Annotated in this window: 22 protein-coding genes, 1 tRNA gene and 1 riboswitch; of the genes, 7 read left to right on the top strand and 16 right to left on the bottom strand. The window is 69.9% G+C overall.

The window, feature by feature from the left end:
• Positions 1-11 precede the first annotated feature (11 nt).
• Complete coding sequence (locus OHN19_RS25720) at positions 12-1,232, top strand: acetyl-CoA C-acetyltransferase (protein ID WP_062029947.1); 1,221 nt, start codon at positions 12-14, stop codon at positions 1,230-1,232.
• Between the two features lie 268 nt (positions 1,233-1,500).
• The gene (locus OHN19_RS25715) at positions 1,501-2,283 is read left to right on the top strand and encodes a hypothetical protein (RefSeq protein WP_330266459.1); all 783 of its coding nucleotides are present in this window, start codon (positions 1,501-1,503) and stop codon (positions 2,281-2,283) included.
• 3 nt (positions 2,284-2,286) lie between these two features.
• On the opposite strand, the gene OHN19_RS25710 is transcribed toward OHN19_RS25715, so the two are convergent.
• On the bottom strand, positions 2,287-2,598 hold the full coding sequence (locus OHN19_RS25710) for a hypothetical protein (protein WP_330266458.1): 312 nt from the start codon (positions 2,596-2,598) through the stop codon (positions 2,287-2,289).
• 102 nt (positions 2,599-2,700) lie between these two features.
• Between OHN19_RS25710 and OHN19_RS25705 the strand changes: the two genes are divergently transcribed.
• Positions 2,701-2,931, top strand: a complete 231-nt coding sequence (locus tag OHN19_RS25705; protein WP_020137875.1) for a DUF4287 domain-containing protein — start codon at positions 2,701-2,703, stop codon at positions 2,929-2,931.
• A gap of 74 nt (positions 2,932-3,005) precedes the next feature.
• Here OHN19_RS25705 and OHN19_RS25700 read toward each other — a convergent pair whose 3' ends face one another.
• The 6 genes from OHN19_RS25700 to OHN19_RS25675 all read right to left on the bottom strand — a co-directional run bounded on the left by OHN19_RS25700 (position 3,006) and on the right by OHN19_RS25675 (position 9,027).
• Positions 3,006-3,899, bottom strand: a complete 894-nt coding sequence (locus OHN19_RS25700; protein WP_330266457.1) for a Bax inhibitor-1/YccA family protein — start codon at positions 3,897-3,899, stop codon at positions 3,006-3,008.
• Between the two features lie 160 nt (positions 3,900-4,059).
• Positions 4,060-5,235, bottom strand: a complete 1,176-nt coding sequence (locus OHN19_RS25695; protein ID WP_330266456.1) for a 4-hydroxybenzoate 3-monooxygenase — start codon at positions 5,233-5,235, stop codon at positions 4,060-4,062.
• Positions 5,236-5,391: 156 nt separating this feature from the next.
• Complete coding sequence (locus OHN19_RS25690; protein WP_330266455.1) at positions 5,392-6,066, bottom strand: hypothetical protein; 675 nt, start codon at positions 6,064-6,066, stop codon at positions 5,392-5,394.
• 438 nt (positions 6,067-6,504) lie between these two features.
• Positions 6,505-8,439: a hypothetical protein gene (locus tag OHN19_RS25685; RefSeq protein WP_330266454.1), complete on the bottom strand. Its 1,935-nt coding sequence runs from the start codon at positions 8,437-8,439 to the stop codon at positions 6,505-6,507.
• A 93-nt stretch (positions 8,440-8,532) separates the two neighbouring features.
• On the bottom strand, positions 8,533-8,751 hold the full coding sequence (locus OHN19_RS25680; RefSeq protein WP_020137870.1) for a hypothetical protein: 219 nt from the start codon (positions 8,749-8,751) through the stop codon (positions 8,533-8,535).
• A 60-nt stretch (positions 8,752-8,811) separates the two neighbouring features.
• A complete protein-coding gene (locus OHN19_RS25675; RefSeq protein ID WP_330266453.1) occupies positions 8,812-9,027 on the bottom strand; it encodes a hypothetical protein in 216 nt (71 codons plus the stop codon).
• A 232-nt stretch (positions 9,028-9,259) separates the two neighbouring features.
• On the opposite strand from OHN19_RS25675, the gene OHN19_RS25670 reads away from it, so the two are divergent.
• Together OHN19_RS25670 and OHN19_RS25665 are read left to right on the top strand one after the other, a co-directional pair.
• Positions 9,260-9,637: a helix-turn-helix transcriptional regulator gene (locus tag OHN19_RS25670; RefSeq protein ID WP_330266452.1), complete on the top strand. Its 378-nt coding sequence runs from the start codon at positions 9,260-9,262 to the stop codon at positions 9,635-9,637.
• Between the two features lie 414 nt (positions 9,638-10,051).
• On the top strand, positions 10,052-10,312 hold the full coding sequence (locus OHN19_RS25665) for a hypothetical protein (protein ID WP_330266451.1): 261 nt from the start codon (positions 10,052-10,054) through the stop codon (positions 10,310-10,312).
• Between the two features lie 49 nt (positions 10,313-10,361).
• Here the strand turns inward: OHN19_RS25665 and OHN19_RS25660 are convergent.
• Positions 10,362-10,445: transfer RNA gene (locus OHN19_RS25660), tRNA-Leu, on the bottom strand.
• A 392-nt stretch (positions 10,446-10,837) separates the two neighbouring features.
• On the opposite strand from OHN19_RS25660, the gene OHN19_RS25655 reads away from it, so the two are divergent.
• Positions 10,838-11,608, top strand: coding sequence for an ABC transporter ATP-binding protein (locus OHN19_RS25655; RefSeq protein WP_123765004.1), 771 nt, complete (start codon positions 10,838-10,840; stop codon positions 11,606-11,608).
• A complete protein-coding gene (locus OHN19_RS25650) occupies positions 11,608-14,136 on the top strand; it encodes an ABC transporter permease (protein WP_330266450.1) in 2,529 nt (842 codons plus the stop codon). Before OHN19_RS25655 ends, OHN19_RS25650 begins: the two co-directional genes overlap by 1 nt.
• Before the next feature lie 273 nt (positions 14,137-14,409).
• Here the strand turns inward: OHN19_RS25650 and OHN19_RS25645 are convergent, their stop codons facing one another.
• The 8 genes from OHN19_RS25645 to OHN19_RS25610 all read right to left on the bottom strand — a co-directional run bounded on the left by OHN19_RS25645 (position 14,410) and on the right by OHN19_RS25610 (position 23,367).
• Complete coding sequence (locus OHN19_RS25645) at positions 14,410-15,699, bottom strand: cyclopropane-fatty-acyl-phospholipid synthase family protein (RefSeq protein ID WP_330266449.1); 1,290 nt, start codon at positions 15,697-15,699, stop codon at positions 14,410-14,412.
• A gap of 144 nt (positions 15,700-15,843) precedes the next feature.
• Entirely contained in the window at positions 15,844-17,220 is a 1,377-nt protein-coding gene (locus OHN19_RS25640; RefSeq protein ID WP_330266448.1) for an NAD(P)/FAD-dependent oxidoreductase, read from the bottom strand.
• 432 nt (positions 17,221-17,652) lie between these two features.
• Positions 17,653-18,594, bottom strand: a complete 942-nt coding sequence (locus OHN19_RS25635; RefSeq protein WP_330266447.1) for a Ppx/GppA phosphatase family protein — start codon at positions 18,592-18,594, stop codon at positions 17,653-17,655.
• The gene (locus tag OHN19_RS25630) at positions 18,591-19,127 is read right to left on the bottom strand and encodes a DUF501 domain-containing protein (RefSeq protein ID WP_330266446.1); all 537 of its coding nucleotides are present in this window, start codon (positions 19,125-19,127) and stop codon (positions 18,591-18,593) included. The genes OHN19_RS25635 and OHN19_RS25630 overlap by 4 nt, the downstream gene beginning before the upstream one ends.
• A 27-nt stretch (positions 19,128-19,154) precedes the next feature.
• Complete coding sequence (locus OHN19_RS25625; RefSeq protein WP_330266445.1) at positions 19,155-19,631, bottom strand: septum formation initiator family protein; 477 nt, start codon at positions 19,629-19,631, stop codon at positions 19,155-19,157.
• 101 nt (positions 19,632-19,732) lie between these two features.
• Positions 19,733-21,019, bottom strand: coding sequence for a phosphopyruvate hydratase (eno, locus tag OHN19_RS25620; protein ID WP_062029974.1), 1,287 nt, complete (start codon positions 21,017-21,019; stop codon positions 19,733-19,735).
• 292 nt (positions 21,020-21,311) lie between these two features.
• The gene (locus tag OHN19_RS25615) at positions 21,312-21,992 is read right to left on the bottom strand and encodes a transglycosylase family protein (protein ID WP_330266444.1); all 681 of its coding nucleotides are present in this window, start codon (positions 21,990-21,992) and stop codon (positions 21,312-21,314) included.
• 3 nt (positions 21,993-21,995) lie between these two features.
• A riboswitch (cyclic di-AMP (ydaO/yuaA leader) is annotated at positions 21,996-22,163 on the bottom strand.
• 205 nt (positions 22,164-22,368) lie between these two features.
• A complete protein-coding gene (locus OHN19_RS25610) occupies positions 22,369-23,367 on the bottom strand; it encodes a transglycosylase family protein (protein ID WP_330266443.1) in 999 nt (332 codons plus the stop codon).
• Positions 23,368-23,412 lie beyond the last annotated feature (45 nt).

The following is a 23,412-nucleotide window of genomic DNA, read 5'->3' as shown; positions in this document are numbered from 1 at the left end:
ATGGAGCCGTGATGCCCGAAGCCGTGATCGTCTCGACCGCCCGCTCCCCCATCGGCCGCGCCGTCAAGGGCTCGCTCAAGGACCTGCGCCCCGACGACCTCACCGCCACGATCATCCAGGCCGCCCTCGCCAAGGTCCCCGAGCTGGACCCGCGCGACATCGACGACCTGATGCTCGGCTGCGGTCTGCCCGGCGGCGAGCAGGGCTACAACCTGGGCCGGATCGTCGCCGTGCAGATGGGCATGGACCACCTGCCGGGCTGCACGATCACCCGTTACTGTTCCTCCTCGCTCCAGACGAGCCGCATGGCCCTGCACGCCATCAAGGCCGGCGAGGGCGACGTCTTCATCTCGGCCGGTGTCGAGATGGTCTCCCGCTACGCCAAGGGCAGCTCGGACGGCCTGCCCGGCACCACCAACCCGCTCTTCGACGAGGCCCAGGCCCGCACCGCGGCCACCGCCGCCTCCGAGGGCTCGACCTGGCACGACCCGCGTGAGGACGGCCTGCTCCCCGACCCGTACATCGCGATGGGCCAGACCGCGGAGAACCTCGCCCGCGTCAAGGGCGTCACCCGCCAGGACATGGACGAGTTCGGCGTCCGCTCGCAGAACCTCGCCGAGGAAGCCATCAAGAACGGCTTCTGGGAGCGCGAGATCACCCCGGTCACGCTGCCCGACGGCACGGTCGTCTCCAAGGACGACGGCCCCCGTGCCGGCGTCACCCTGGAGGGCGTCCAGGGCCTCAAGCCCGTCTTCCGCCCCGACGGACTCGTCACCGCCGGCAACTGCTGCCCGCTGAACGACGGTGCCGCCGCGGTCGTGATCATGTCCGACACCAAGGCGCGCGAGCTCGGCCTCACCCCGCTCGCCCGGATCGTGTCGACCGGCGTCTCGGGCCTGTCCCCGGAGATCATGGGCCTCGGCCCGGTGGACGCGTCGAACCAGGCGCTGCGCCGCGCCGGTCTCACGATCGACGACATCGACCTGGTCGAGATCAACGAGGCGTTCGCCGCCCAGGTGATCCCCTCCTACCGCGACCTGAACATCCCGCTGGAGAAGCTGAACGTGAACGGTGGCGCGATCGCCGTCGGCCACCCCTTCGGCATGACCGGCGCCCGCATCACCGGCACGCTCATCAACTCCCTCCAGTTCCACGACAAGCAGTTCGGTCTGGAGACGATGTGCGTGGGCGGCGGCCAGGGCATGGCCATGGTCATCGAGCGCCTCAGCTGACGCACCGTATCCAACTGGCGACCCAGCGCCACCCTTTGGCCCAGAACCGAGGAAACTCCAAGGTTCTGGGCCGATTTGTGATCCAATTTCCCCCAGGATGTGACCTATATCGCTCGCGCGGGGATTTCCGCAGGTCACACGCACCCCACCGTAAACCCCGAGCCCAAAGTCCTGTCCGATTCGTGACGTTACGCACTGACAGTTGGATAGTTAGCCCTTCAAGCTGATGTAGGAAGTCGGGGGTCGACTTTGAACCGGGAGTACGTCAGTGAGCGCCATGCCGATCGCCTTGCTGGTCACCACGGCCGCCACGGGCGCCGTGGGCGTCGCCGTCCTGCGCACCCTCATGGTGCTGCGCCGACAGGTCGCCGCCCTGCACACCGAGCTCGCCAGGAACAACACCGCGCCCGTGCGGGGTCTCGTACCGGCCGCCCGTCCCGCCGCTGACGTCGACGAGATACGCGCCGCCGTGGCCGAGGCCCTCGCCGAGGAGCGCGAGCGCGAACTCGCCGAGGCGCGTGCCTTCTGGGCCGCGCAGGAGTCCCGGGACGCCTCCGACGCGCCCTCGCTGCTGGGCCTGCCCGACAGTGAGCTGTTCCTGCCCCGGCAGGCGGACTTCGTGGGCCTGGAGCCGGTGTCGGAGCCGACCGCCGACCTGGACGAGTTCGCGGGCGACTCCCCGGAGCTGGCCGCGGCCCGCCGCCGGCACCCGAGCCACCCGGACTTCGTCCCGGTCGGGTCACCCGTCGTGAACGACCACGAACGCACCGTGGCGACCCTGGAGGAACTCGCGGCCTCCGGCACCGAACTGGCGGACGTCCGCCCCGGTCCGCTCGGCACCCTCGACGTGTACGTCTTCGCCGACGGCACCACGCTGTGCATGACCCCGGGCCACCGCGAGACGGCGGAGCGCCTGTCCGCGGCCCTGCGCGCCGGCGAGACCCCGGTCCTGCTGGGCGGGTCGGGCATCTCGGGCGCGTACACGCTGACGTTCGCGTGCGGCGAGGAGAACGTCTACATCCTGGCGGACCGGGTCATAGCGTCCCTCTAGGAATCAGACCCCGGCCCGCCGCTGGGCCTGCGCCACCAGTTCCATCGCTTCTTCCACCTGGCTCTCGTCCGTGAGGACGAGGGCCAAGTCGTGTACGGCGACGGTGATCTGGTCGGCGGCGGCGAACATCCCGGCGTCCGGCATCGTCCGCGGCTTCACGTCGGGCGCCTCGATGACCTGCGCCCGATGGGCCAACTCCCGGGCCAGCTGCAGGGCCTCGGCGGCGGCGCTCCGTTGCAATCGGGACTGCGGCGCCGCCCGCAACCGGTCGGCGAAGTGGTCCACAGCCTGGGTCAGACGCGAGGTATCAGCCACCCGGCAACGGTACGCGTCCCACCGGGACTGTTGCCAACACGCGAACGCTCAGGCACGGTGACCTGAAGGACCGGCTTACATCCCATGCGCACGGAGGCGCCGATGTCCCAAGTCTTCTCCGAGGAGACCCACCGCAACATGCTCGCCCGCATCCCCCATTGCACCGGTCGTGAAGTGTCCGACTGGCTCCGCACCGTCGACGAAGGCCCGGCCCTCTTCCGCTTCGAGGAAAAGGTCAGCTGGCTCCGCCACGAACACAACCTCGCGTACGGCCACGCGAAGGCGATCATCCACGAGTACGACCTGAGGAGGGCCGCGCGCAGGTACTTCTAGCCGCGCACATGCCGAAGGGCCCCAGGTACGGAACCCGGGGCCCTTCGTCGTACGAGCCGTACGACCGTCGGCGACTAGTCGTTGCTGTTGAGGATCGCGATGAGTCGCAGGAACTCCATGTAGATCCAGACCAGCGTCAGCGTCAGACCGAACGCCGCCAGCCAGGCCTCCTCCTTCGGCGCGCCGTAGGCGATGCCGTCCTCGACCTGCTTGAAGTCGAGGGCGAGGAAGCACGCACCGAGCAGGACGCCGATGATGCCGAACACGATGCCGAGGCCACCGCTGCGGAAGCCGAGGCCGTCACCGCCGCCGAAGACGGCGAACAGCATGTTGACGACCATCAGCAGCAGGAAGCCGAGCGTGGCCGCCATGACGAAGCCGTAGAAACGGCGGTTGACGCGGATCCAGCCCGCCTTGTACGCCACCAGCACCGCGGCGAAGACCGCCAGGGTGCCGATCACGGCCTGCATGGCCGCGCCGCTGGCGATGCGGTTGTCGACGATGCTGGAGATGACGCCGAGGAACACGCCCTCGAACGCGGCGTACGACACGATCAGCGCGGGCGTGGCCTTGCGCTTGAAGGACTGGACGAGCGCCAGGACCATGCCGATCAGCGCGGCGCCGATGCCGATGCCGTACGAGCGGCCGATGTTGGCGTCGTCGACGGGCAGCAGCGCCCAGGCGAGCGCGGCCGTGACGATCAGGACGCCGAGGGTGGTGCCGGTGCGCATGACGACGTCGTCCATCGTCATCCGGCCGGTGGTCACCGGGGCCTGCGGCGGTGCCCCCTGCTGAAGGTCCTGCTGGGCGTAGGGGTTGGTCGCGTACGGGTTGCCGGCCTGCTGGGCGTACGGGTTGCCCTGCGTACCGACTGCTGCGCCCCCGGCCTGCGGCGCGGTGTTGAAGCCCGCGTAGCCGTTGTCGCGGCTGAACCCCCGTCGCGAGAAGACCGGGTTGCTGCTCCTCATTTCACTCCTCCATGGCCACCGTGTGTGGGCCTTGCCTCAAGAGTAATGGGTAGGCAAAGGAATGACCCTAGTGCTTGAGGAGGATCTTCCCTCGTTGTCCTGCGCAACACGCTACGGGGAGGGGTGATTCCCGGCACGGGAGGGGCCGCTTCGAGGCGCCTCACTCGAAGGGGAAGCCGGTGTAGGCCTCGGCGAGGTCGGTCTCGGCGGCCCGGGACCCGGCGATGCGCTCCAGGCGGGCCAGCTGCATCCGGTCCTCGAAGGGGGTGGCGTCGGGCGCCCGGTGCAGCAGGCCCGTCATGTCGTACGAGAACCGTTCGGCCTGCCAGACCCGTCGCAGGCAGGTCTCGGAGTAGCCGTCCAGGCGTTCCGCCGAACCGGTCTCCCTCTGGTACGACAGCGCACTCGCGAAGGTCACGACGTCGCCGACGGCGAGGTTGAGGCCCTTGGCGCCGGTGGGCGGGACGATGTGGGCCGCGTCGCCGGCGAGGAAGAGCCGGCCGTGCCGCATGGGCTCGTGGACGTACGACCGCATGGGCGTGACGGACTTCTGGGTGATCGGCCCCCGGTCGAGCCGCCAGTCGTCGTCGGTCTCGAAGCGGCGCTCCAGCTCGTCCCAGATCTCCTCGTCGCCCCAGCTCTCGGCGTCGGTGCCCTCGGGGACCTGGAGGTAGAGGCGGGAGACGGAGGGGGAGCGCATGGAGAGGAGGGCGAAGCCGCGGTCGTGACGGGCGTAGACGAGTTCGTCGTGGGAGGGCGGGACGTCGGCGAGGATGCCGAGCCAGGCATAGGGGTACGACCGCTCGAAGACCTTGGTGAGTTCGGCGGGGACGGCCCTGCGGGCCACCCCCCAGAAGCCGTCGCAGCCGACGACGTACTCGCATTCGAGGACGTCCTCGCGGCCCTCGTGGCGGAAGCGGACGCTCGGGGCGTCGGTGTCGGCTCCCTCGACAGCCAGGGCCTCCGCCTCGAACAGCAGCGGGCCGCCGTCCTTGAGCTGGAGGGCGATGAGGTCCTTGCAGACCTCGGTCTGGGCGTAGACCGTCACGGACCGGCCGCCGGTGAGGGCGGGGAAGTCGACGCGGTGGCGCTTCCTGTCGTAGCGCAGCTCGATGCCGTCGTGCCGCAGGCCCTCCCGGTCCATGCGCTCACCGGCACCGGCCGCGCGCAGGACGTCGACCGTGCCCTGCTCCAGGATTCCGGCGCGCTGACGGTGCTCGACGTAGGCGCGGTCGCGGCTCTCCAGGACGACCGAGTCGATGCCGGCGTTGTGGAGGAGCCGGGCGAGGAGGAGGCCGGCGGGGCCAGCTCCGATGATGCCGACGGTGGTGCGCATCGGGCGTTCCCTTCGGGTGATCGGGGCGAGTGTTCGCGTGGTGAAATTTCTTTCACTCAGGTGTGGTGAGTCTGCGCTCCGGGTCCGCCGCTGTCAATGGTCCGCGCACGCCGTCCGGCCCACGGGGTCGCCGCGGGCCGGACGTCCAGGGGGCGGTCAGCGCGGCGGCCAGCCGTCCAGGTGGCGGCGCATGGTGACGTCCTGCTGGGCGTCACCCTTCGGGGCGTTGTCCACGGCGTCCTTGAGGACGGCGTTGACCTCCGCCGCGAGGCCGTCGGCCTGGGCGCGCAGGTCGGCCGCGGGGACCTTGGAGCGGGTCAGCGCGTCGAGCCTGCGGTGGATGTCGGCGAGTTGGCGGCGGTGGGCGGAGTCGAGGGTGAGCGGGGTGGGCGTGGAGACCACGAACTGGTAGGCGCCGGCCAGGGTCTGGCAGCCGGTGCAGCTCTTGTTGGCCGCGTCGCTGAGGTTCACGGCGTTCAGCCGGGTCTGCTCGCCCGCGAAGGTGACGATCTGGAAGGACAGCGCGACCGAACGGCAGGCGTCGTCCGCGGAGCAGCCCGACGAGACGGCGTTGGCCTGGTTGCGGACGTTGGCGGCGCTCACCTTGCCGTACTGGCGGATGGTGAACGAGTCCTTCGACTCCGTGTGGTCGAGCTGGTTGGCACGGCTGAAGACGTGGTCCGACGCGACGGCTACCTTCGCGGGGCCGTTGCTCGCCGCCTGCGCCGGCACGGCGGTCGCCACACCGGCGACACCGGCGGCGAACAGCCCCACGCGGACGGCTCGGCGGGTGAACGGGGTGGAGGTACGGGGTTTTCGATGACTGCTCAAGGGGGCTCCTTGGGTGGGTGGGCGGTACGGATGTGGGGGGTGACGGTGGATGGGGCTGGTCGGGGCGTGATCTCTGCGGCTTGGTGGGGGCGGGCGTTTTGCGCAGTTCCCCGCGCCCCTGAGATGCCTGCGGCGGCCTCTTGCTGTCCGGTGGGGGCGTGCGTAGCGCGTGCGGTCGGTTTGGGGTCGGGGCCGGGGTGGCGGGTATCCGTCCTCGGTCCGGCGGCTCGGTCCATCGATAGAGGGGCTCGGTAATGGACGCCGGCCGCTGCGGGCGGACACCCCCCACCCCGTCCCCTGCGCGCCGTACGCGTCTGCACGAGCGTCCAGATGACCCATCCAGGTGCGGGCACTGCGGTGGCCGCCCGGCGGGTCGACTCTCCTCTCAGCACGCCCCCAGTTGCGGCACCCCGCCCCGCAGGGCCCCGCGCTCGCCCGTCACGACGACGCCGGTGGACCGCTGGCCGGTGGTGGGGGTGGGGTGTCGGTCGGGGTCGGGGCGGCGCTCTCCGACGGGACCGGGGAGGAGGCCGGCGTGGACGGGTCCGGTCCCGTGCCCGGTGACGACGGTCCCGGGGCCGTGGACGCGACCGGTGCCGGGGTCGTCGTACCGCGGGACGTGCCGCCGGTCGCCGCGCCCGGTGCCGTCGCGGACGCGGCCGGTGAGGCGGACGCCGAGGCCGCGGCGGAGGTGCCCGCCGACGGGGCGTCGGAGCCCGAGGGGTCGCCCGCCCCAGGCGGTGGGACCGCGCCGGGGCCGGTGCCTGACGGGTCGTCCGACGTGCCGTCGTCCGGGGTGGACGCGTCGCCGTCCGGAGTCGTGGCCTGCCGGGGCTCCGGTTCCTCCGTCGACACCCCCGGCTGGAGGATCGGCGCGATCGGCGGCTTCTTGGGCAGCGGCTGGGGTGTCAGACCCGAGGTCCACGCGTAGCTCAGACCCGTGAGGCCGGCGAGGACCACCGCGCACAGCGCCATCCGCAGCGCCGGCCGCCCGTCCGTGGACCGCTTGGCGGCACGGAAGATCCGCCCCCCGATCTTCACGGTGAGATAGACGACCCCACCCATCGGGATCAGCAGCATCAGACAGCCCAGCACCCCGACGAGACCCTCGACGATCTTCCCGTCCGCGAGGGCCGACCCGGTGCCGGAGAACTGCTCGACCATGGACCGGACCATCGTGGCGATGATCCTCGGCAGGTTCCACAGCGCGTACGCCAGCTCGCCGATGATCAGCGGCACCATCGTCAGCACCCAGGCCGCCACGACGGTCCGCGCCGACTTCTTCAGCCCGGCGACCTCCTGGCGCGCCGCCCGCCCCTTCCGCCCCGGCACCAGCCCGAGCAGGATCGGCTTGATCTTGCCGTAGAGGTCGGGGACCCCGGCGAGGTCGCCCAGGATGTAGTAGCCGTCGAGCCGCACGGCCGGCATCAGCTGTTCGAGGATCTCGAAGTGCCCGAGGTAGACGGCGGCCAGGAAGAACGGCTCACCGGTGGCGAAGTACAGCCCCGCCATGCCGAGCATGAAGACCACGTTGAAGTAGACGCCGCCCAGGTCGGTCCTGATCCGCCCGCCCCGGCCGATCCGGTAGACGTCGGTGACGTCGGTGTACATCGACGGCCAGATGAGGAAGATCCCGCAGCCGATGCAGCCGGGCCGGGCCCCGCCGTATCTGCACGCGGAGGCGTGGCCGAACTCGTGGAAGACGAGCGAGGCCACGGTCAGCAGGAACACGACCAGGATCAGCACCGGCTGGTCGAGGACCTCCAGGACCGGTTCGATCGCCCCGTAGAACGCGAACAGCCAGACGTCCATGGCCACGGCCGCCGCCATCATGACGGCGACCACGACCGGCCGGTGCAGCCACGCGAACATCCGCGCGATCTTCGCCGTGCGCTTCTCGTCGAAGATGACCCGGTGGCCCTTGAGGGCGAGCAGCAGGTCGGAGCGCGGTGCGTCGACCTCGTCGCTCTCCTGTCCCTCGGGGACCGTCACCCCGAGCGGTTCGAGTTTCTTCTCCACCAGGTAGCGGATGTTGTCGCCGCTGACCTCGCGCCCGAACCGCGCGCTCACCCGGTGGGCGATCGACTCGGTGTCGCGCACGCCGTCCACGGACGACGCCACGAGGTACAGCAGCCGGGACAGCTGCACGACCTGCCCGTCCCCCCGACGGGCGATGTACTTGGGTTCGGTGAAGCCCGACCCCTGGTACTCGCCGTGCAGTCGCAGTCCCGAGCTCAGCCGGGGCACCAACTGCGGTTCCACGACCGGCAGGCTGCCGGTCGCGACCTGCTCGTAGGTCACCGGCCAGCCGCCGGGTCCGGGCACCGGCCCGGTGTCGTACAGCGTCGGGGTCCCGTCGCCGAGCACTGTCATATGTGGTCTCCCCCCATGTCCTGCCCCCCTCATGGCGCCGGGGCGGACCGCACCTGTGCGCGGTCCGCCCCGGCGGCCGTCGTCAGCGCAGGGTCACTGCTTGACGGAGATGGACTGCGAGGCCTGCGACTCGGCGGCCGACCACGCGGAGTGGTCGTTGACGGCCGCGGACTGGTTGTCGGCGTGGACGGTGGCGATGTGCTTGGTCACGTTGGTGGTCCGGTTGAAGCTGAACTTCAGCTTGCCCAGGGCCTCACGGCCCGGCAGCAGCTCCGCGGACTCGGTGTCGAGCTCGTGCATGTCCATGCTCATGATGGATGTCCTTCCAGGTGGTGCTGATGGATGAGTGGGTGTGGAGGCGGTGCGCGGGTACTACTGCGTGACGCTGATGGCCTGCGAGGCGCCGGAGCTCGCCACCGACCCGATGGAGTGGTCGTTCAGGGCGAGCGAGGAGTTGCTGGCCTGGACGGTGGCGACGTGCTTGGTCACGTTCGTGGTGCGGTTGAAGCTGAACTTCAGCTTCCCGAGGGCCTCGCGACCCGGCAGCAGTTCCGCGGACTCGGCCTCGAGCTCGTGGGCGTCCATCATGATCAGTTCCCCCTCAGGGATGGGCGTTTCCGGTCGGACCGAGTCAGGTTCCCCCCGCACTCTGTCCAACTTGGTCGGACGTGCTGTCCAACGAGATTGGACACTAGGGCTTCGTGGGGCCGGTGCGCAACCCGTTCGGGGAATCACTCTTTCGGCGGCGGGTGGGGCCGCCCGTAGAATCGGCTCCGACATGGACGGTTCCGCCGAGCGGCGAGCAGGAAGTGACCCACCCGTGGCCAACGCACTCCAGCAGTTGATCCGTGAGCGCCTGGACCTCAAGGGCTGGTCCTACGGCGAGGTGGCGCGCCGCGGTGGCGTTCCGCGCTCCACCGTCCACCATCTGGCGACCACCGACCGGGTCGTCCGCATGCCCCAGTCGGCCACCCTGGAGGGACTGTCCAAGGGGCTGGAACTCCCGTTGGACACCGTCCGCCGCGCCGCCGCGGAGGCCTGCGGCATCCACGTCTACGGCACCGAGGGCACCGCCGACCGGCCGGCCGACCCCGAGGTCGACCTCCTGATCGCCAGCGTCCAGAAACTCTCGGCGGACGACCGCCGGCACGTGGCCGCCCTGGTGGAATCCCTCCTGGACCGCACGCCGAAGCAGTAGCCGTCCGGCCGCGGCAGGTGTCGTCGGTCGACCGCGGGTGCGTGGGGAGCTGGTCACAGGCGTCCGGCGGCGGGCCGATGCCGTCGGTCGACTGCGCGTGCGTGGGGGCTGGTCGCGCGGGTCCGCGGTGACGCGCGTGACTGCACCCACTTAGGGGCGCGGGGAACTGCGCGACCAGCCCCCACCAGGCCGCGGACACCCCACCGCCCCCACCGCCCCGCGGACACCCCCCGCCGGCCGAAGAAGTGACCGTCCGGGAACCGGGTGGCGGCGGTCATCGATCGCGGATGTTCACTCTTCCGTGCAGTCGGAAAAAGAATTCGACTGTGCCCGAAAGGGTCCCGCTCCCCCCGCTAGTCTCTCGTCCTGCCCGAGGAGCGAGAGCCGCACGACCCCGGGCTCCCAGGGGGGAATGTGTTGTTCGTGCATGGCGGCCCGGCCACAGCCGTGGTCCGCGGGCCCGCCGGTGAATCGGTCGTTCTGCTCTCCGGAGAACTGCCCGAGGTACTGACCGACGAGTCAGTGAGAGAACTCGTGGGACTGGCCGCGGCCGTCCTGGACGCGGACGAGCTGCCGCTGTTTCACACCTGTCTGAGAACCCTGCGCCGCGACGGCATGCGCGCGGGCCGCCGGATCGAGATCGACGGTGCCGTACTGACCGTCTACGAGGGATGACGGCGGGGTGCCGGCCCACGCGGGAGAAATCACCGCGTGGGCGAGGAAGTGCCCGGAGCCGGACTTGAACCGGCACGCCCGCGAAGGGGCAGCGAGGTTTAAGCTCGCCGTGTCTGCATTCCACCATCCGGGCAGGTCATGGGCTCCGCGTTTGAGGTTCCGAGCCTATCGGGGCGCATCCCCCGAACAGCGGACGGGCGGACCGATGTTGTCTTATTTTATTGAGGTCTGAGGGTGCATCAGACCATGGAACAGGCCATCCGCACTTGCCAATAGCCTTACGCGGGGCACCCGGCCGCGCATGCGGAATGACGGAATTTCACCGCCCGAACGAGGACGCTCCACCTGTTCTCCGCGCACGCCCCGAATCAGGGGCCGCCGTCATCCCCAGGTATGACTCCGGGCCGCCCGGTCCGTCCGAAGTCTGCCTTCGGAACCAGAACTGCGACTGACTACACGGCGGGCTCCGGCCACCACGATGGAAGACGTCCTTCAACGATGTCGTCCCGCTAGGAGTTCCATCCCGTGACCACCACACCCGTCGCCGGCCGGACCACGACCGTGGCCGCACGCGCCACGGAGCTGTCGAAGATCTACGGACAGGGCGAGACCCAGGTGGTCGCCCTGGACCGGGTCACCGTCGAGTTCCGGCAGGCCGAGTTCACCGCGATCATGGGCCCCTCCGGCTCCGGCAAGTCCACGCTGATGCACTGCGTGGCCGGACTCGACACCTTCTCCTCCGGTTCGGTCCGCATCGGTGAGACCGAGCTGGGCTCGCTGAAGGACAAGCAGCTCACCAAGCTGCGGCGGGACAAGATCGGCTTCATCTTCCAGGCGTTCAACCTGCTGCCGACGCTGACCGCCCTGGAGAACATCACCCTCCCGATGGACATCGCGGGCCGCAAGCCGGACAAGCAGTGGCTGGATTCGGTCATCCAGATGGTCGGGCTCCGGGACCGTCTGAGCCACCGTCCCGCCCAGCTCTCCGGCGGCCAGCAGCAGCGCGTCGCCGTGGCCCGGGCGCTCGCCTCCAAGCCCGACATCATCTTCGGCGACGAGCCGACCGGAAACCTCGACTCCCGCTCCGGCGCCGAGGTGCTGGGCTTCCTGCGCAACTCCGTACGGGAGTTGGGGCAGACCGTGGTCATGGTGACCCACGACCCGGTGGCCGCGGCCTACGCGGACCGGGTGGTCTTCCTCGCGGACGGCCGGATCGTCGACGAGATGTACAAGCCCACGGCCGACAACGTGCTTGATTTCATGAAGCAGTTCGACGCGAAGGGCCGCACCAGCTGATGTTCCGCACCGCCCTGCGCAACGTCCTCGCGCACAAGGCCAGACTGCTGATGACCGTGCTCGCCGTGATGCTCGGCGTGGCCTTCGTGTCCGGCACGCTCGTCTTCACCAACACCATCTCCGAGGCCTACCAGAAGAGTTCGGCCAAGGGCTTCGACCAGGTCGACGTCGCCGTCACCTCCAAGTGGGAGGAGGACAAGGGCAACACGATCGGCAAGCGCCACGAGCTGACCCAGTCGCTGCTCCGGAAGAGCGCCGAGGTCCCCGGGGCCTCGAACGCCATCGGTGTCGTCAGCGGCTTCACCGCCATCGCCGACAAGGACGGCAAGCTCGTCGGCGGCGGCTTCCAGTCGCAGGGCGGCAACTACTACGGGGACAAGGACCCCCGGTACCCGCTGGCCGAGGGCGCGGCCCCGCACGGCGCGAACCAGGTCGCGATCGACTCGGAGACCGCGAAGCGGGCCGGTTACAAGGTCGGCGACACCGTCCGCATCTCGGTCGACGGCCCGGTGCTCAAGCCGGTCGTCACCGGTATCTTCACCACCGACGACGGCAATGTCGCGGCCGGCGGCAGCCTCGCGCTGTTCGACACGGCCACCGCCCAGAAGCTGTTCGGCAAGCCGGGGACGTACGACGAGATCGACGTGAAGGCGGCCGCCGGCACCTCCCAGACCGCGCTGAAGGCGGCCCTGGACAAGGCGCTCCCCGCGGACCTGGTGGAGACCGAGACCGGCAAGGAACTCGCCGACCGGCAGGCCGAGATGATCTCGGCCTCCATGTCCGGGCTCAAGCAGGGCCTGCTGGTCTTCGCGGGCATCGCGCTGTTCGTCGGCACCTTCATCATCGCCAACACCTTCACCATGCTGGTCGCCCAGCGCACCAAGGAGCTCGCGCTGCTGCGGGCGGTCGGCGCGTCCCGCAGGCAGGTCACGCGGTCGGTGCTGATCGAGGCGTTCGTGGTCGGTCTGGTGGCCGCCGTGACGGGTCTCGTGGCCGGTATCGGTATCGGGGCCGGGCTCAAGTCGCTGATGGGCACGCTCGGCGCGACCGTCCCGGACGGGCCGCTCGTCGTCACGCCGGGCACGGTCGGCGCGGCCCTCGCGGTCGGCGTCCTGATCACCATGCTGGCGGCCTGGCTGCCGGGCCGCAGGGCGGCGAAGATCCCGCCGGTCGCGGCGATGAGCAGCGTGCACGCCAAGGCGACCACCAAGTCGCTGGTGCTGCGCAACACGCTGGGCGCGCTGTTCAGCGGGGCGGGCGTGGCCGTGATCCTGGCGGCCACGACGATGGACGGCTCGGACGGCCAGGCCCCCATGGGTCTCGGCGCGGTCCTGCTGATCATCGGTGTCTTCATCCTCACCCCGCTGCTGTCCCGCCCGCTGATCGCGGCCGCGGCCCCGCTGATGCGCGTGTTCGGCATCTCCGGGAAGCTGGCCCGGCAGAACTCGGTGCGCAACCCGCGCCGTACGGCCGCCACCGCCTCGGCGCTGATGATCGGGCTCACCCTGATCACCGGGATGACGGTGATGGCGGGCAGCCTCCAGAAGTCGATCGACAAGATGGCGACGGCGGCCGTCAGGGCGGACTACGTCGTCTCCATGGCGAACGGCAACGAGCTCTCCCCGGACGTCGAGCAGAAGCTGGCGAAGGTCGACGGCGTCACCGAGGTCAGCCCGCTGCGCAACGCGGCCTCCCGCATCGACGGCGAGACCGAGTACCTGACCGGCGTGAACGGCTCGGCGATCGGGAAGCTGACCGACCTCAAGGTCGACAACGGCACCTTCAAGGTCGGCGGCACCCAGGTCGTCGTGGACGAGGACAGGGCCAGGTCCTTCGGCTGGAAGGCGGGTTCGACGTTCACCGTCCACTACGAGGACGGCAAGGCGCAGCAGCTCACGGTCGCCGGGGTCTATGAGGGCAACGAGCTGATCAGCGGCATCATGCTGGACACCGCCACGCTCTCCCCGCACCTGACCGACGTCTCCGACATGCAGGTCATGCTGAAGACGTCCGGCGGCGCCTCCGACGCCACCAAGGACAAGCTGGAGAAGGCCCTCGGCTCCAACCCGGCCATCAAGGTCCAGGACAAGAAGGACCTCTCCGACTCCATCGCGCAGATGTTCACGCTGATGCTGAACATGCTCTACGGCCTCCTGGCCATGGCGGTGCTCGTCGCGGTCCTCGGTGTCATCAACACCCTGGCGATGTCGGTGTTCGAGCGTTCCCAGGAGATCGGCATGCTCCGCGCGATCGGCCTGGACCGGGGCGGCATCAAGCGGATGGTCCGTCTGGAGTCCCTGGTCATCTCCCTGTTCGGCGGGGTCCTCGGCATCGGCCTGGGCGTGTTCTTCGGCTGGGCGGCCGGTGAGCTGCTGGGCGCGAAGATGGCGACGTACGAACTCGTCCTGCCCTGGGCCCGGATGGCGGTCTTCCTGCTGCTGGCCGCCACGGTCGGCATCCTCGCCGCCCTGTGGCCGGCCCGCCGAGCGGCCCGCATGAACATGCTGTCGGCCATCAAGGCAGAGTAGGGCTACGGCACCAGGGGCCCGTCGCGAGGGGGCGACGGGCCCCTTCTTCATGCCGATGCCCCAGGCCCCGACACAGCACCGGGCGCCACAGACCCCGGCCGGGCACCCGAACCAGTCGTCCGCCGGGCAGGGGCCTTTCCGTCCCGGTGAACGAACGACGACCCGCGGCGGCTCTTCCGGCCATGCCCCGTTTCCACCCGGACCAGCCGTCCGCCCGACAGGCCCCCCTTCCGCACTGCGGACGGACGGCGGCCCGGGCGGCGCCTCCCTGGCTCAGTTCCAGGTGCGGGCCCGCAGCGGCATCCCCGAGATGCCGGATTCGGGGGTGCGGACGGCGAGGACCTGGCTGACGCCGAGGTGGTTGCGTTCGAAGCCGAGGGCGCAGGCGGCCATGTAGAGGCGCCAGACCCGGGCCCGGCCCGGGCCGGTGAGCCGGACCGCGCGCTCCCACTGCGCCTCCAGGTTGGCGACCCAGCGGCGCAGGGTGAGCGCGTAGTGCTCCCGGATCGACTCGACGTCCCGCACCTCGAACCCGGCCCGCTCCAGCTGGGTGACCGTGGTGCCCACGGGGGCGAGCTCGCCGTCGGGGAAGACGTAGGCGTCGATGAACTCGTCGAGGTCGTACGCCGATTCGTCGGGCATCGGGCGCCGGGCGATCTGGTGGTTGAGCAGCCGCCCGCCGGGCGCGAGCAGCCGGTACAGGTCCTGGGCGTACTCCAGGTACTTCTCCGACCCCACGTGCTCGGCCATGCCGATGGAGGAGATCGCGTCGTACGGCCCGTCGGTCACGTCCCGGTAGTCCTGCACGCGGATCTCGACCCGGTCGGTCAGCCCGGCGTCCGCGACACGCTTGCGGGCGTAGGCCGCCTGCTCGTGCGAGAGGGTGATGCCGACGACGCTCACGCCGTGCTCGCGGGCGGCGTGGATCGCCATGGAGCCCCAGCCGCAGCCGACGTCGAGGAGCCGCTGCCCGGGCCGGAGCGCGAGCTTGCGGCAGACGAGGTCGAGCTTGTCGTGCTGGGCCTGCTCCAGAGTGCTGTCCGGGTCCGGCCAGTAGGCGCAGGAGTACACCATCGACGGACCGAGGACGATCTCGTAGAAGCCGTTGCCGACGTCGTAGTGGTGGCTGATGGCGCGCTTGTCGCTGCGCCGGGTGTGCAGATGGCCCCGGGCGCGGCGGATCTCCTCGCGGGGCGGGGCCGGGGGCAGCGGCAGCCCGCCGAGCCGGACCAGTCCGAGCAGCGCGGCGCGGGTCCGTGCGTCGCGCAGGACCCGGACGGCGGAGCGGGTGTCCTCACGCTCCCAGACCAGGCCGGAGAGCAGACCGAGGGCGCCGTAGAAGTCGCCCTCGATGTCGAGGTCCCCGGCGACCCAGGCGCGGGCCAGGCCCAGCTCGCCCGGCTTCCACAGCAGCCGGCGTACGGCACGGCGGTTGCGGACGACCAGGGTGGGCGCGCCGGGCGGTCCCGCCTGTGAGCCGTCCCAGGCCCGGATCCGCACCGGCAGCCCGGCACCCAGCAACTGTTCGAGCAGACTCTTCAGCCGCAGTGCGGCATCCGCCATGATCCACACCTCCGTGACGAGGATCCCGGATTTGTCCACCTGGGTAAACAACCGAAGGGTCATGATCAGTCCCGGAAAACCCCGAAGGGCCCCCTGCACCACGGATGGCAGGGGGCCCTTCGGTTCGTACGGCGACCGGAGAGGTCAGGAGGCCTTCGCCTCGGTCTTCTTCGGCTCGGCGGCCGGGACCGGACGCGCGGCCTCGTAGAACTCCTCGCGCGGGTTCTCCATGGCGCCGAGGGAGACGACCTCGCGCTTGAGGAACATGCCGAGGGTCCAGTCGGCGAAGACACGGATCTTGCGGTTCCAGGTCGGCATGGCCAGACCGTGGTAGCCGCGGTGCATGTACCAGGCGAGACGGCCCTTGAGCTTGATCTTCATCTTGCCCATGACGATCATCGCGACGCCCTTGTGCAGGCCGAGGCCCGCGACGGCGCCCTTGTTGCCGTGGCTGTAGTCCTTCTGCGGGAAGCCCCGCATACCGGAGATCACGTTGTCGCCCAGGACCTTGGCCTGGCGCAGCGCGTGCTGGGCGTTCGGCGGGCACCAGGCGTTCTCGTTGCCCGCCTTGCGGCCGACGAGGTCCGGGACCTGGGCGTTGTCGCCGGCGGCCCAGATGTAGTCGGTGCCCTGGACCTGGAGGGTCGGGGCGGTGTCCACGTGGCCGCGCGGGCCCAGCGGGAGGCCGTAGCGGGCGAGGACCGGGTTGGGCTTGACGCCCGCGGTCCACACGATGGTGCTGGAGTCGACCTCGAGGCCGTTCTTGAGGACCACGTGGCCGTCGACGCAGGAGTCCATCGAGGTGGAGAGGTAGATCTCCACACCGCGGCTCTCCAGGTGCTCCTTGCCGTACTGGCCGAGCTTGGGGCCGACCTCGGGGAGGATCTTGTCGGCGGCGTCGACGAGGATGAACCGCATGTCCTCGCGGGAGACGTTGGTGTAGTACTTGGCCGCGTCGCGGGCCATGTCCTCGACCTCGCCGATGGTCTCCGCACCCGCGAAGCCACCGCCGATGAAGACGAAGGTGAGCGCCTTGCGGCGGATCTCCTCGTCGGTCGTGGAGTCGGCCTTGTCGAGCTGCTCAAGCACGTGGTTGCGCAGGCCGATGGCCTCCTCGATGCCCTTCATGCCGATGCCCTGCTCGGCGAGGCCGGGGATCGGGAAGGTGCGGGAGACCGCGCCGAGCGCGATCACCAGGTAGTCGAAAGGCAGCTCGTACGCCTCGCCCACCAGCGGGGCGATCGTGGCGACCTTGCGGTCCTGGTCGATGGTGGTGACCCGGCCGGTGAGAACCTCCGCCTTCGGCAGCACGCGTCGCAGCGGGACGACGACGTGGCGCGGGGAGATGTTGCCGGCGGCGGTTTCGGGGAGGAAGGGCTGGTAGGTCATGTACGACCGGGGGTCGACGACCGTGACGGTCGCCTCGCCGTAGCGCATCTTCTTGAGGATGCGCCGAGCTGCGTACAGGCCTACGTACCCACCGCCTACTACGAGGATCCTGGGACGCTCCGTGGTGCTCATGCCATCGAGTATCCACCCGCCTCAGGGGGGTCGCTCGTGCGCCCCTTCACAAGCTCTTGCAGAGGGTGTGCTATCCTCCGCGACCCGCGTGATCCAGGTCATGGCGCAGAACGGGAACCACGGTATAGGGATCACCGTTGTCAATGCCGCGTGAGCTGCCTCTCCGTACCTCGGACCGCCCTGTGAGCCCCCTTCGCGAGCCCCTCACGCACCCCTCGCCCGAGGCCCGCATCTCCCCCTTTTGAACATGTTCACACGGGTGTTGGGCCCCCGTAAGGGCCAACCGGGCCACATTCGTCGCTCGACGGGGCCCAATTCCTTGTGAAGAACTTCACGAACTTTCTCGGCGGCACGTCAAAGAGGGGCCCCGAAGGGCCCCTCGAACGTGCTCATCCGTTGTTCTACCTGCTCAGCAGAGGTGCCCGACGCGGCCTAGGCGACCGACCAGGCGATGCCGTCGAGGATGTCGTGCTCGCTGACGACGACCTCCTCGGCACCGATCCGCTCCATGATCGCGAGGAGGACGAGGGCCCCGGCGCCGATGACGTCCACCCGCCCCGGATGCATGGAGGGAACGGCCGCGCGTTCGGCGTGGGTGGAGCGCAGCAGCCACTCGGTGATCTCGCGGACCCGGTCGTGGGAGACCCGGGAGTGGTGGATGGCCTCGGAGTCGTACTCGGGCAGCTCCTGGGCGATCGCCGACACGGTGGTGACGGACCCGGCGAGCCCCACCAGGGTGCGCGCCTCACGCAGCGGCACGGTCCGCTCGGCGAGGTCGAGGGCGGCCTCGATGTCGGCACGCATGGCGGTGATCTGCGCGGCGGTCGGCGGGTCGCTGACGGCCCCGTCCTGGACGAGGTGCCGCTCGGTCATCCGCACACAGCCCACGTCCACGGAGCGTGCGGCCCGCACATGGTCGTCGCCCACGACGAACTCCGTCGAGCCGCCGCCGATGTCGACCACGAGATACGGCTTGGCCAGGTGGTCGCTGCCGGTGAGCTCCCTGGTCGCCCCGGTGAAGGAGAACTCGGCCTCCTGGTCCCCGGAGATGACCTCGGGCTCCACACCGAGAATGTCGAGGACGCCCCGGACGAAGTCGTCCCGGTTCTCCGCGTCCCGGGAGGCGGAGGTGGCGACGAACCGCAGCCGCTCGGCGCCGTGCTCCTTGATGACCGCCGCGTACTCCCGGCACGCGGCGAAGGTCCGCTCCAGCGCCTCGGGCGCTAGCCGCCCGGTCCGGTCGACTCCCTGGCCCAGCCGCACGATCGTCATACGGCGGTCCAGATCGACGAGTTCACCGGTCTCCGGGTCGCAGTCGGCGACGAGGAGGCGGATGGAGTTCGTACCGCAGTCGATGGCGGCGACCCGGGTCACTTGGTCTCCTCCTGCTGCTCGGGGAGGGTCACGCAGGCGCCCTTGCGCCACCACTCCGGCAGCATCGCGATCGCCTCGTCGCCCAGCGGGTTGACGCCCGGGCCCGCGGCCAGCGAGTGGCCGACCAGGACGTGCAGGCACTTCACCCGGTCCGGCATGCCGCCCGCGCTCGGGAAGCCCTCCAGCACCTCGATGGCGTCACGGCGGGCGAGGTAGTCCTCGTGCGCGGCACGGTAGGCCTTCGCCAGCTCCGGGTCGGTCCGGAGGCGTTCCGTCATCTCCTTCATGACGCCGTTCGCCTCCAGCGTGCCGATCGCCGAGGCGGCGCGCGGACACGTCAGGTAGTACGTCGTCGGGAAGGGCGTGCCGTCGGGGAGGCGAGGGGCCGTCTCCACCACGTCCGGCTGTCCGCAGGGGCAGCGGTGCGCGATCGCGCGCAGTCCGCGCGGCGGCCGCCCGAGCTGCTGCTTGAAGGCCTCGACGTCGGCGTCGGTCGGCTCGGTGCGCGGGGTGGTCGGCGGGGGCGTTTCCATGCCTGACTTTCTCTAGGTCTCACGGTCTCATCGGTCGGAGGCGTCGGACTTGTCGACGCCGTCCCAGACGTTGGAGTACCAGGGGCGGTCGGCCGCCCCGAGATCGGTGCGGGACTGCTTGGCCGCGTTCGGGTCGACGACGATGAAGCCCGTCTCCCCCGGCAGCACGTAGTGCAGCCGCTGCCGGATCTGCTGCTCCGCGTACGCGTCGTCCTGCCAGCGCGCCTTGAGGTCGCGCAGCTTCTCGACCCGCTCGGCGGCCTGTGCCTTCTCCCGCTGGAGATCGGAGATCTCGGCGCGCTGGGAGACGTACTGCCTTATCGGGTACGCCAGCGCCACCACCAGGGTGCACACCACGAGGGCGAGCAGCGCGGCCCGGCCGGTGAGCCGGGAGCGGCGGGCCTGGCGTTTGGTCTGGGAGCGGTAGACCCGGGCCGCGGTCTGCTCGCCGAGCAGCTTGATCCTGGTCGCGGTGGAGAAACGGTCCCGGTCCTTCACGGCCATCGGCTCTCCGCCTCCCCTTCTACGTGCGTACGTCCCCGCACACGGTACGGGACCGGTACGGGGACGTACGTACGACTGGCTAAGGCTTAGCCCCTTAAGGGTCAGCCCTTGAAGCGCGGGAACGCGCTGCGGCCGGCGTAGACCGCGGCGTCGTCGAGGATCTCCTCGATGCGCAGCAGCTGGTTGTACTTGGCGACGCGCTCGGAGCGGGCCGGGGCGCCGGTCTTGATCTGGCCGCAGTTGGTGGCGACGGCCAGGTCGGCGATGGTGACGTCCTCGGTCTCGCCGGAGCGGTGGGACATCATGCACTTGAAGCCGCTGCGCTGGGCGAGCTCGACGGCGTCCAGGGTCTCGGTGAGCGAACCGATCTGGTTCACCTTGACCAGGAGGGCGTTGGCGGTGCCCTCCTCGATGCCGCGGGCCAGGCGCTCGGGGTTGGTGACGAACAGGTCGTCGCCGACGAGCTGGACCTTGTCGCCGAGCTTGTCGGTGATGACCTTCCAGCCGGCCCAGTCGTCCTCGAACAGCGGGTCCTCGATGGAGACGAGCGGGTAGGCCGCCACGAGCTCCTCGTAGTACTCCGTCATCTCGGCGGCGGAGCGCTCCTTGCCCTCGAACTGGTACTTGCCGTCCTTGTAGAACTCGGAGGCGGCGACGTCGAGCGCGAGGGCGACCTGCTCGCCGGGGATGTAACCGGCTTCCTTGATCGCCTCGAGGATGAGGTCGAGGGCGGCGCGGTTGGACTCGAGGTTCGGGGCGAAGCCGCCCTCGTCGCCGAGGCCGGTGGACAGGCCCTTGCTCTTCAGGACCTTCTTGAGGGTGTGGTAGACCTCGGTGCCCCAGCGCAGCGCCTCGGAGAAGGACTCCGCGCCGATCGGGGCGATCATGAACTCCTGGATGTCCACGTTGGAGTCGGCGTGCGAGCCGCCGTTCAGGATGTTCATCATCGGAACGGGCAGCAGGTGCGCGTTCGGGCCGCCCAGGTAGCGGAAGAGCGGCAGGTCGCTGGCCTCGGAGGCGGCGTGGGCGACGGCGAGGGAGACGCCGAGGATGGCGTTGGCGCCGAGGGAGCCCTTGTTGTCGGTGGCGTCCAGGTCGAACATGGCCTGGTCGATCAGGCGCTGCTCGGTGGCGTCGTAGCCGACGAGCTCCGGGCCGATCTGCTCGATGACGGCGAGGACGGCCTTCTCGACACCCTTGCCCTGGTAGCGGTTCGGGTCACCGTCGCGGAGCTCGATGGCCTCGAAGGCACCGGTGGAGGCGCCGGAGGGGACGGCGGCACGACCGGTGCTGCCGTCGTCGAGGCCGACCTCGACCTCGACGGTGGGGTTGCCTCGCGAGTCGAGGATTTCCCTGGCTACGACGACGTCGATGGACGGCACGAGCATCTCCTTCTTGGATCTGACGCTGGTTGTGCGGGGCCGCGTGGGCCTTGCGCCTAGAGCCTAACCGGCTCCGGGGTATCGGCCACTGTGTGGACCGACCTGTGGACGAAACCGAGAGTAAATTGTTTCTGAACTGAACAAAGACCGCCGTGCAAGCGCGCGCAAAAAACCCCGCCCCGGTGCGTACGGGGGAACACGCACCGGAGCGGGGAGCCCGTGGGGACGGGGGGTGGCCCTCACGAGGCCTTCAGTATGAGGACCACGGCTGTGAGGGCACTGTGGTTCAGCTGGGTCCTTACTTCAGGTGCAGCTGCTGGCCGGGGTAGATGAAGTCGGCATCGGTGATGATGTCCTTGTTCAGCTTGAACAGCTTCTGCCAGCCGCCCTTGACCTTGTGCTTCTCGGCGATCGAGCTGAGGGTGTCACCCTTGACGACCTTGTACTCGCCGTCGCCCTTCTTGACCTTCTTGCCGGTCGGGGTGGTGACGGTCTTCTTGGCCGCCGGGCGGTCGGTGGAGCGGGAGGCGCTCTGCTCGTCGGTGGAACGGCTGCTGGAGCCCGAGTTCGAGGAGCCGGAGGACGAGCTGGTGCCGCCGTTGTACGCGGCGCTGGACAGGCCCGTGCCGCAGACCGGCCAGGCACCCTTGCCCTGGGAGGCGAGGACCTTCTCGGCGACGGCTATCTGCTGCGCCTTGCTGGCCTGGTTGGCCTGCGCGGCGTACTGCGTGCCGCCGTACGCGGCCCAGGTGGAGGCGGAGAACTGGAGACCGCCGTAGTAGCCGTTGCCGGTGTTGATGGACCAGTTGCCGCCGGACTCGCACTGGGCGACGGCGTCCCACTCGGAGGCGGTGGCGGCGGAGGCGTTGCCGGCCGCCATCAGCGGGGCGGCGATGGCGACACCGGTGACGCCGGCGAGCGCGGCGGCGCGGGTGGCCTTGGACGGACGACGGTGCTTGCCCTTGCCGGAAAACAGCATGGTGGATCCCCTCACCGACGCCTGCGAGGTGAGCTGTCGGGTTCGGGCCGGTTGAGTTGCCCGGTCGCGCACCCTGCGGTGCGCGGCTTCACCCCAAGCCGGTCCAGCGTGAACTGCTGGGCCCGGCACTTACCTTGGGTCCCCCGCTCCTGCCTACGGCGCTTGACGCGACGACTGTTCCCGTACGGCCGCTGGCAGGATTCGGCGTTGCGACAGACGGGGCTCGGGTTGCCGAGCGGTCACGACCGTAGACACGCGCTCGGCGGAATTTCAAAGACGATCAGGGCTTCTGAGACTCATCCCACACTTTCACCAAAGTGGACATTCGGTGCGAAGTGTGACGTGAACTCCCGCTATTTTTCAGGCCTTTTCGGCCCTATTCCGCCCCTGTGTCGAGCGTCTGACCGGCGGAGATGTTGCTCGGATCGGCGCCGATGCGGTCCTTGTTCTCGGCGTAGAGGGCGCGCCATCCGCCGTCGAGGCCAAGGGAGTCGGCGATGGAGGCGAGGGAGTCGCCTTCCTGGACGGTGTAGGTGCGAGCGGCATGCCGGCCACCGGAGGGAGCCGCGGAGGGCGTCGCGCTCTTCGTCGTGACCTCCTCGGCACTGTCGCCGCGGTGCTTGCCGGAGCCGAGGGCACCGACGTCGACGAGGGCCGAAGAACCGCCCTCCTGCCACGACTTGTCCGCTTCGTCCTCTTCTGCGCTCACCACGGGTGAGCCGTCGGAAGGCTGCGCGCTCTCCTTGGCCGAGGCTTCTGGCCCCTTGGGGGCGGATTTGCCCGACTTGGATGCGCTTTCGTCACCGTTGGACGGAGTGGCCGACGGCGAGGGCGTCGCGGCCGAACCGTCCAGCGAGTCGAGCAGGCCGGGAGAGTCCTCGGTCTCCGACGAGTCGGCGGAACCGGACGAGTTGGACGAGCCGGACGATTCCGACGATCCGGACTCCGACGGCGAGGGCGTCCCGCTCCCCACACCGGTGTCGACACCGGCCGAGCTCGAGTCCTTGCTGAGCCCGGAGAGCAGACCGCAGGTCGGCCAGGCCGCGATGCCCTGGTCCGCGAGGAGCTTCTCGGCCACGGCTATCTGCTGGTTGCGACTCGCCAGGTCCGCGGTCTTGGCGTACTCGAGACCGCCGTACTTCTCCCAGTTCTCCTGGGACATCTGGAGGCCGCCGTAGTAGCCGTTGCCGTCGTTGGCGCTCCAGGAGCCACCGCTCTCGCACTCCGCCACCCGGTCCCAGGTGGTGCCGGTCGCGGCACTCGCACCGCTCGCCGCGAGCAGGGGGATCGCGATGGCGGATCCTGTCACGCCGGCCGCCACGAGCAGGGCCGGAGCCTGACGGGGGCGACGGTGACGACCGTTCCCGGAGAGCATGGAGGGACCTTTCCCGAGACAGCAGAGCCCGCGCGGCAAGTGGTT

The sequence above is a fragment of the Streptomyces griseorubiginosus genome, assembly GCF_036345115.1.
In the GTDB taxonomy this organism is placed as follows: Bacteria; Actinomycetota; Actinomycetes; order Streptomycetales; family Streptomycetaceae; genus Streptomyces; species Streptomyces griseorubiginosus_C.
Note: the sequence above shows the minus strand (reverse complement) of the source record. Positions and strands in the feature narration are given on the sequence as shown.

What these genes read in the sequence shown, in the direction of transcription:
- OHN19_RS25720 (WP_062029947.1), top strand. Translation starts at nt 12, where the DNA reads ATGCCCGAAGCCGTGATCGTCTCGACCGCCCGCTCCCCCATCGGCCGC.
- OHN19_RS25705 (WP_020137875.1), top strand. Translation starts at nt 2,701, where the DNA reads ATGTCCCAAGTCTTCTCCGAGGAGACCCACCGCAACATGCTCGCCCGC.
- OHN19_RS25700 (WP_330266457.1), bottom strand. Translation starts at nt 3,899, where the DNA reads ATGAGGAGCAGCAACCCGGTCTTCTCGCGACGGGGGTTCAGCCGCGAC.
- OHN19_RS25695 (WP_330266456.1), bottom strand. Translation starts at nt 5,235, where the DNA reads ATGCGCACCACCGTCGGCATCATCGGAGCTGGCCCCGCCGGCCTCCTC.
- OHN19_RS25685 (WP_330266454.1), bottom strand. Translation starts at nt 8,439, where the DNA reads ATGACAGTGCTCGGCGACGGGACCCCGACGCTGTACGACACCGGGCCG.
- OHN19_RS25680 (WP_020137870.1), bottom strand. Translation starts at nt 8,751, where the DNA reads ATGAGCATGGACATGCACGAGCTCGACACCGAGTCCGCGGAGCTGCTG.
- OHN19_RS25675 (WP_330266453.1), bottom strand. Translation starts at nt 9,027, where the DNA reads ATGATGGACGCCCACGAGCTCGAGGCCGAGTCCGCGGAACTGCTGCCG.
- OHN19_RS25650 (WP_330266450.1), top strand. Translation starts at nt 11,608, where the DNA reads ATGTTCCGCACCGCCCTGCGCAACGTCCTCGCGCACAAGGCCAGACTG.
- OHN19_RS25645 (WP_330266449.1), bottom strand. Translation starts at nt 15,699, where the DNA reads ATGGCGGATGCCGCACTGCGGCTGAAGAGTCTGCTCGAACAGTTGCTG.
- OHN19_RS25640 (WP_330266448.1), bottom strand. Translation starts at nt 17,220, where the DNA reads ATGAGCACCACGGAGCGTCCCAGGATCCTCGTAGTAGGCGGTGGGTAC.
- OHN19_RS25630 (WP_330266446.1), bottom strand. Translation starts at nt 19,127, where the DNA reads ATGGAAACGCCCCCGCCGACCACCCCGCGCACCGAGCCGACCGACGCC.
- OHN19_RS25625 (WP_330266445.1), bottom strand. Translation starts at nt 19,631, where the DNA reads ATGGCCGTGAAGGACCGGGACCGTTTCTCCACCGCGACCAGGATCAAG.
- eno (WP_062029974.1), bottom strand. Translation starts at nt 21,019, where the DNA reads ATGCTCGTGCCGTCCATCGACGTCGTCGTAGCCAGGGAAATCCTCGAC.
- OHN19_RS25615 (WP_330266444.1), bottom strand. Translation starts at nt 21,992, where the DNA reads ATGCTGTTTTCCGGCAAGGGCAAGCACCGTCGTCCGTCCAAGGCCACC.
- OHN19_RS25610 (WP_330266443.1), bottom strand. Translation starts at nt 23,367, where the DNA reads ATGCTCTCCGGGAACGGTCGTCACCGTCGCCCCCGTCAGGCTCCGGCC.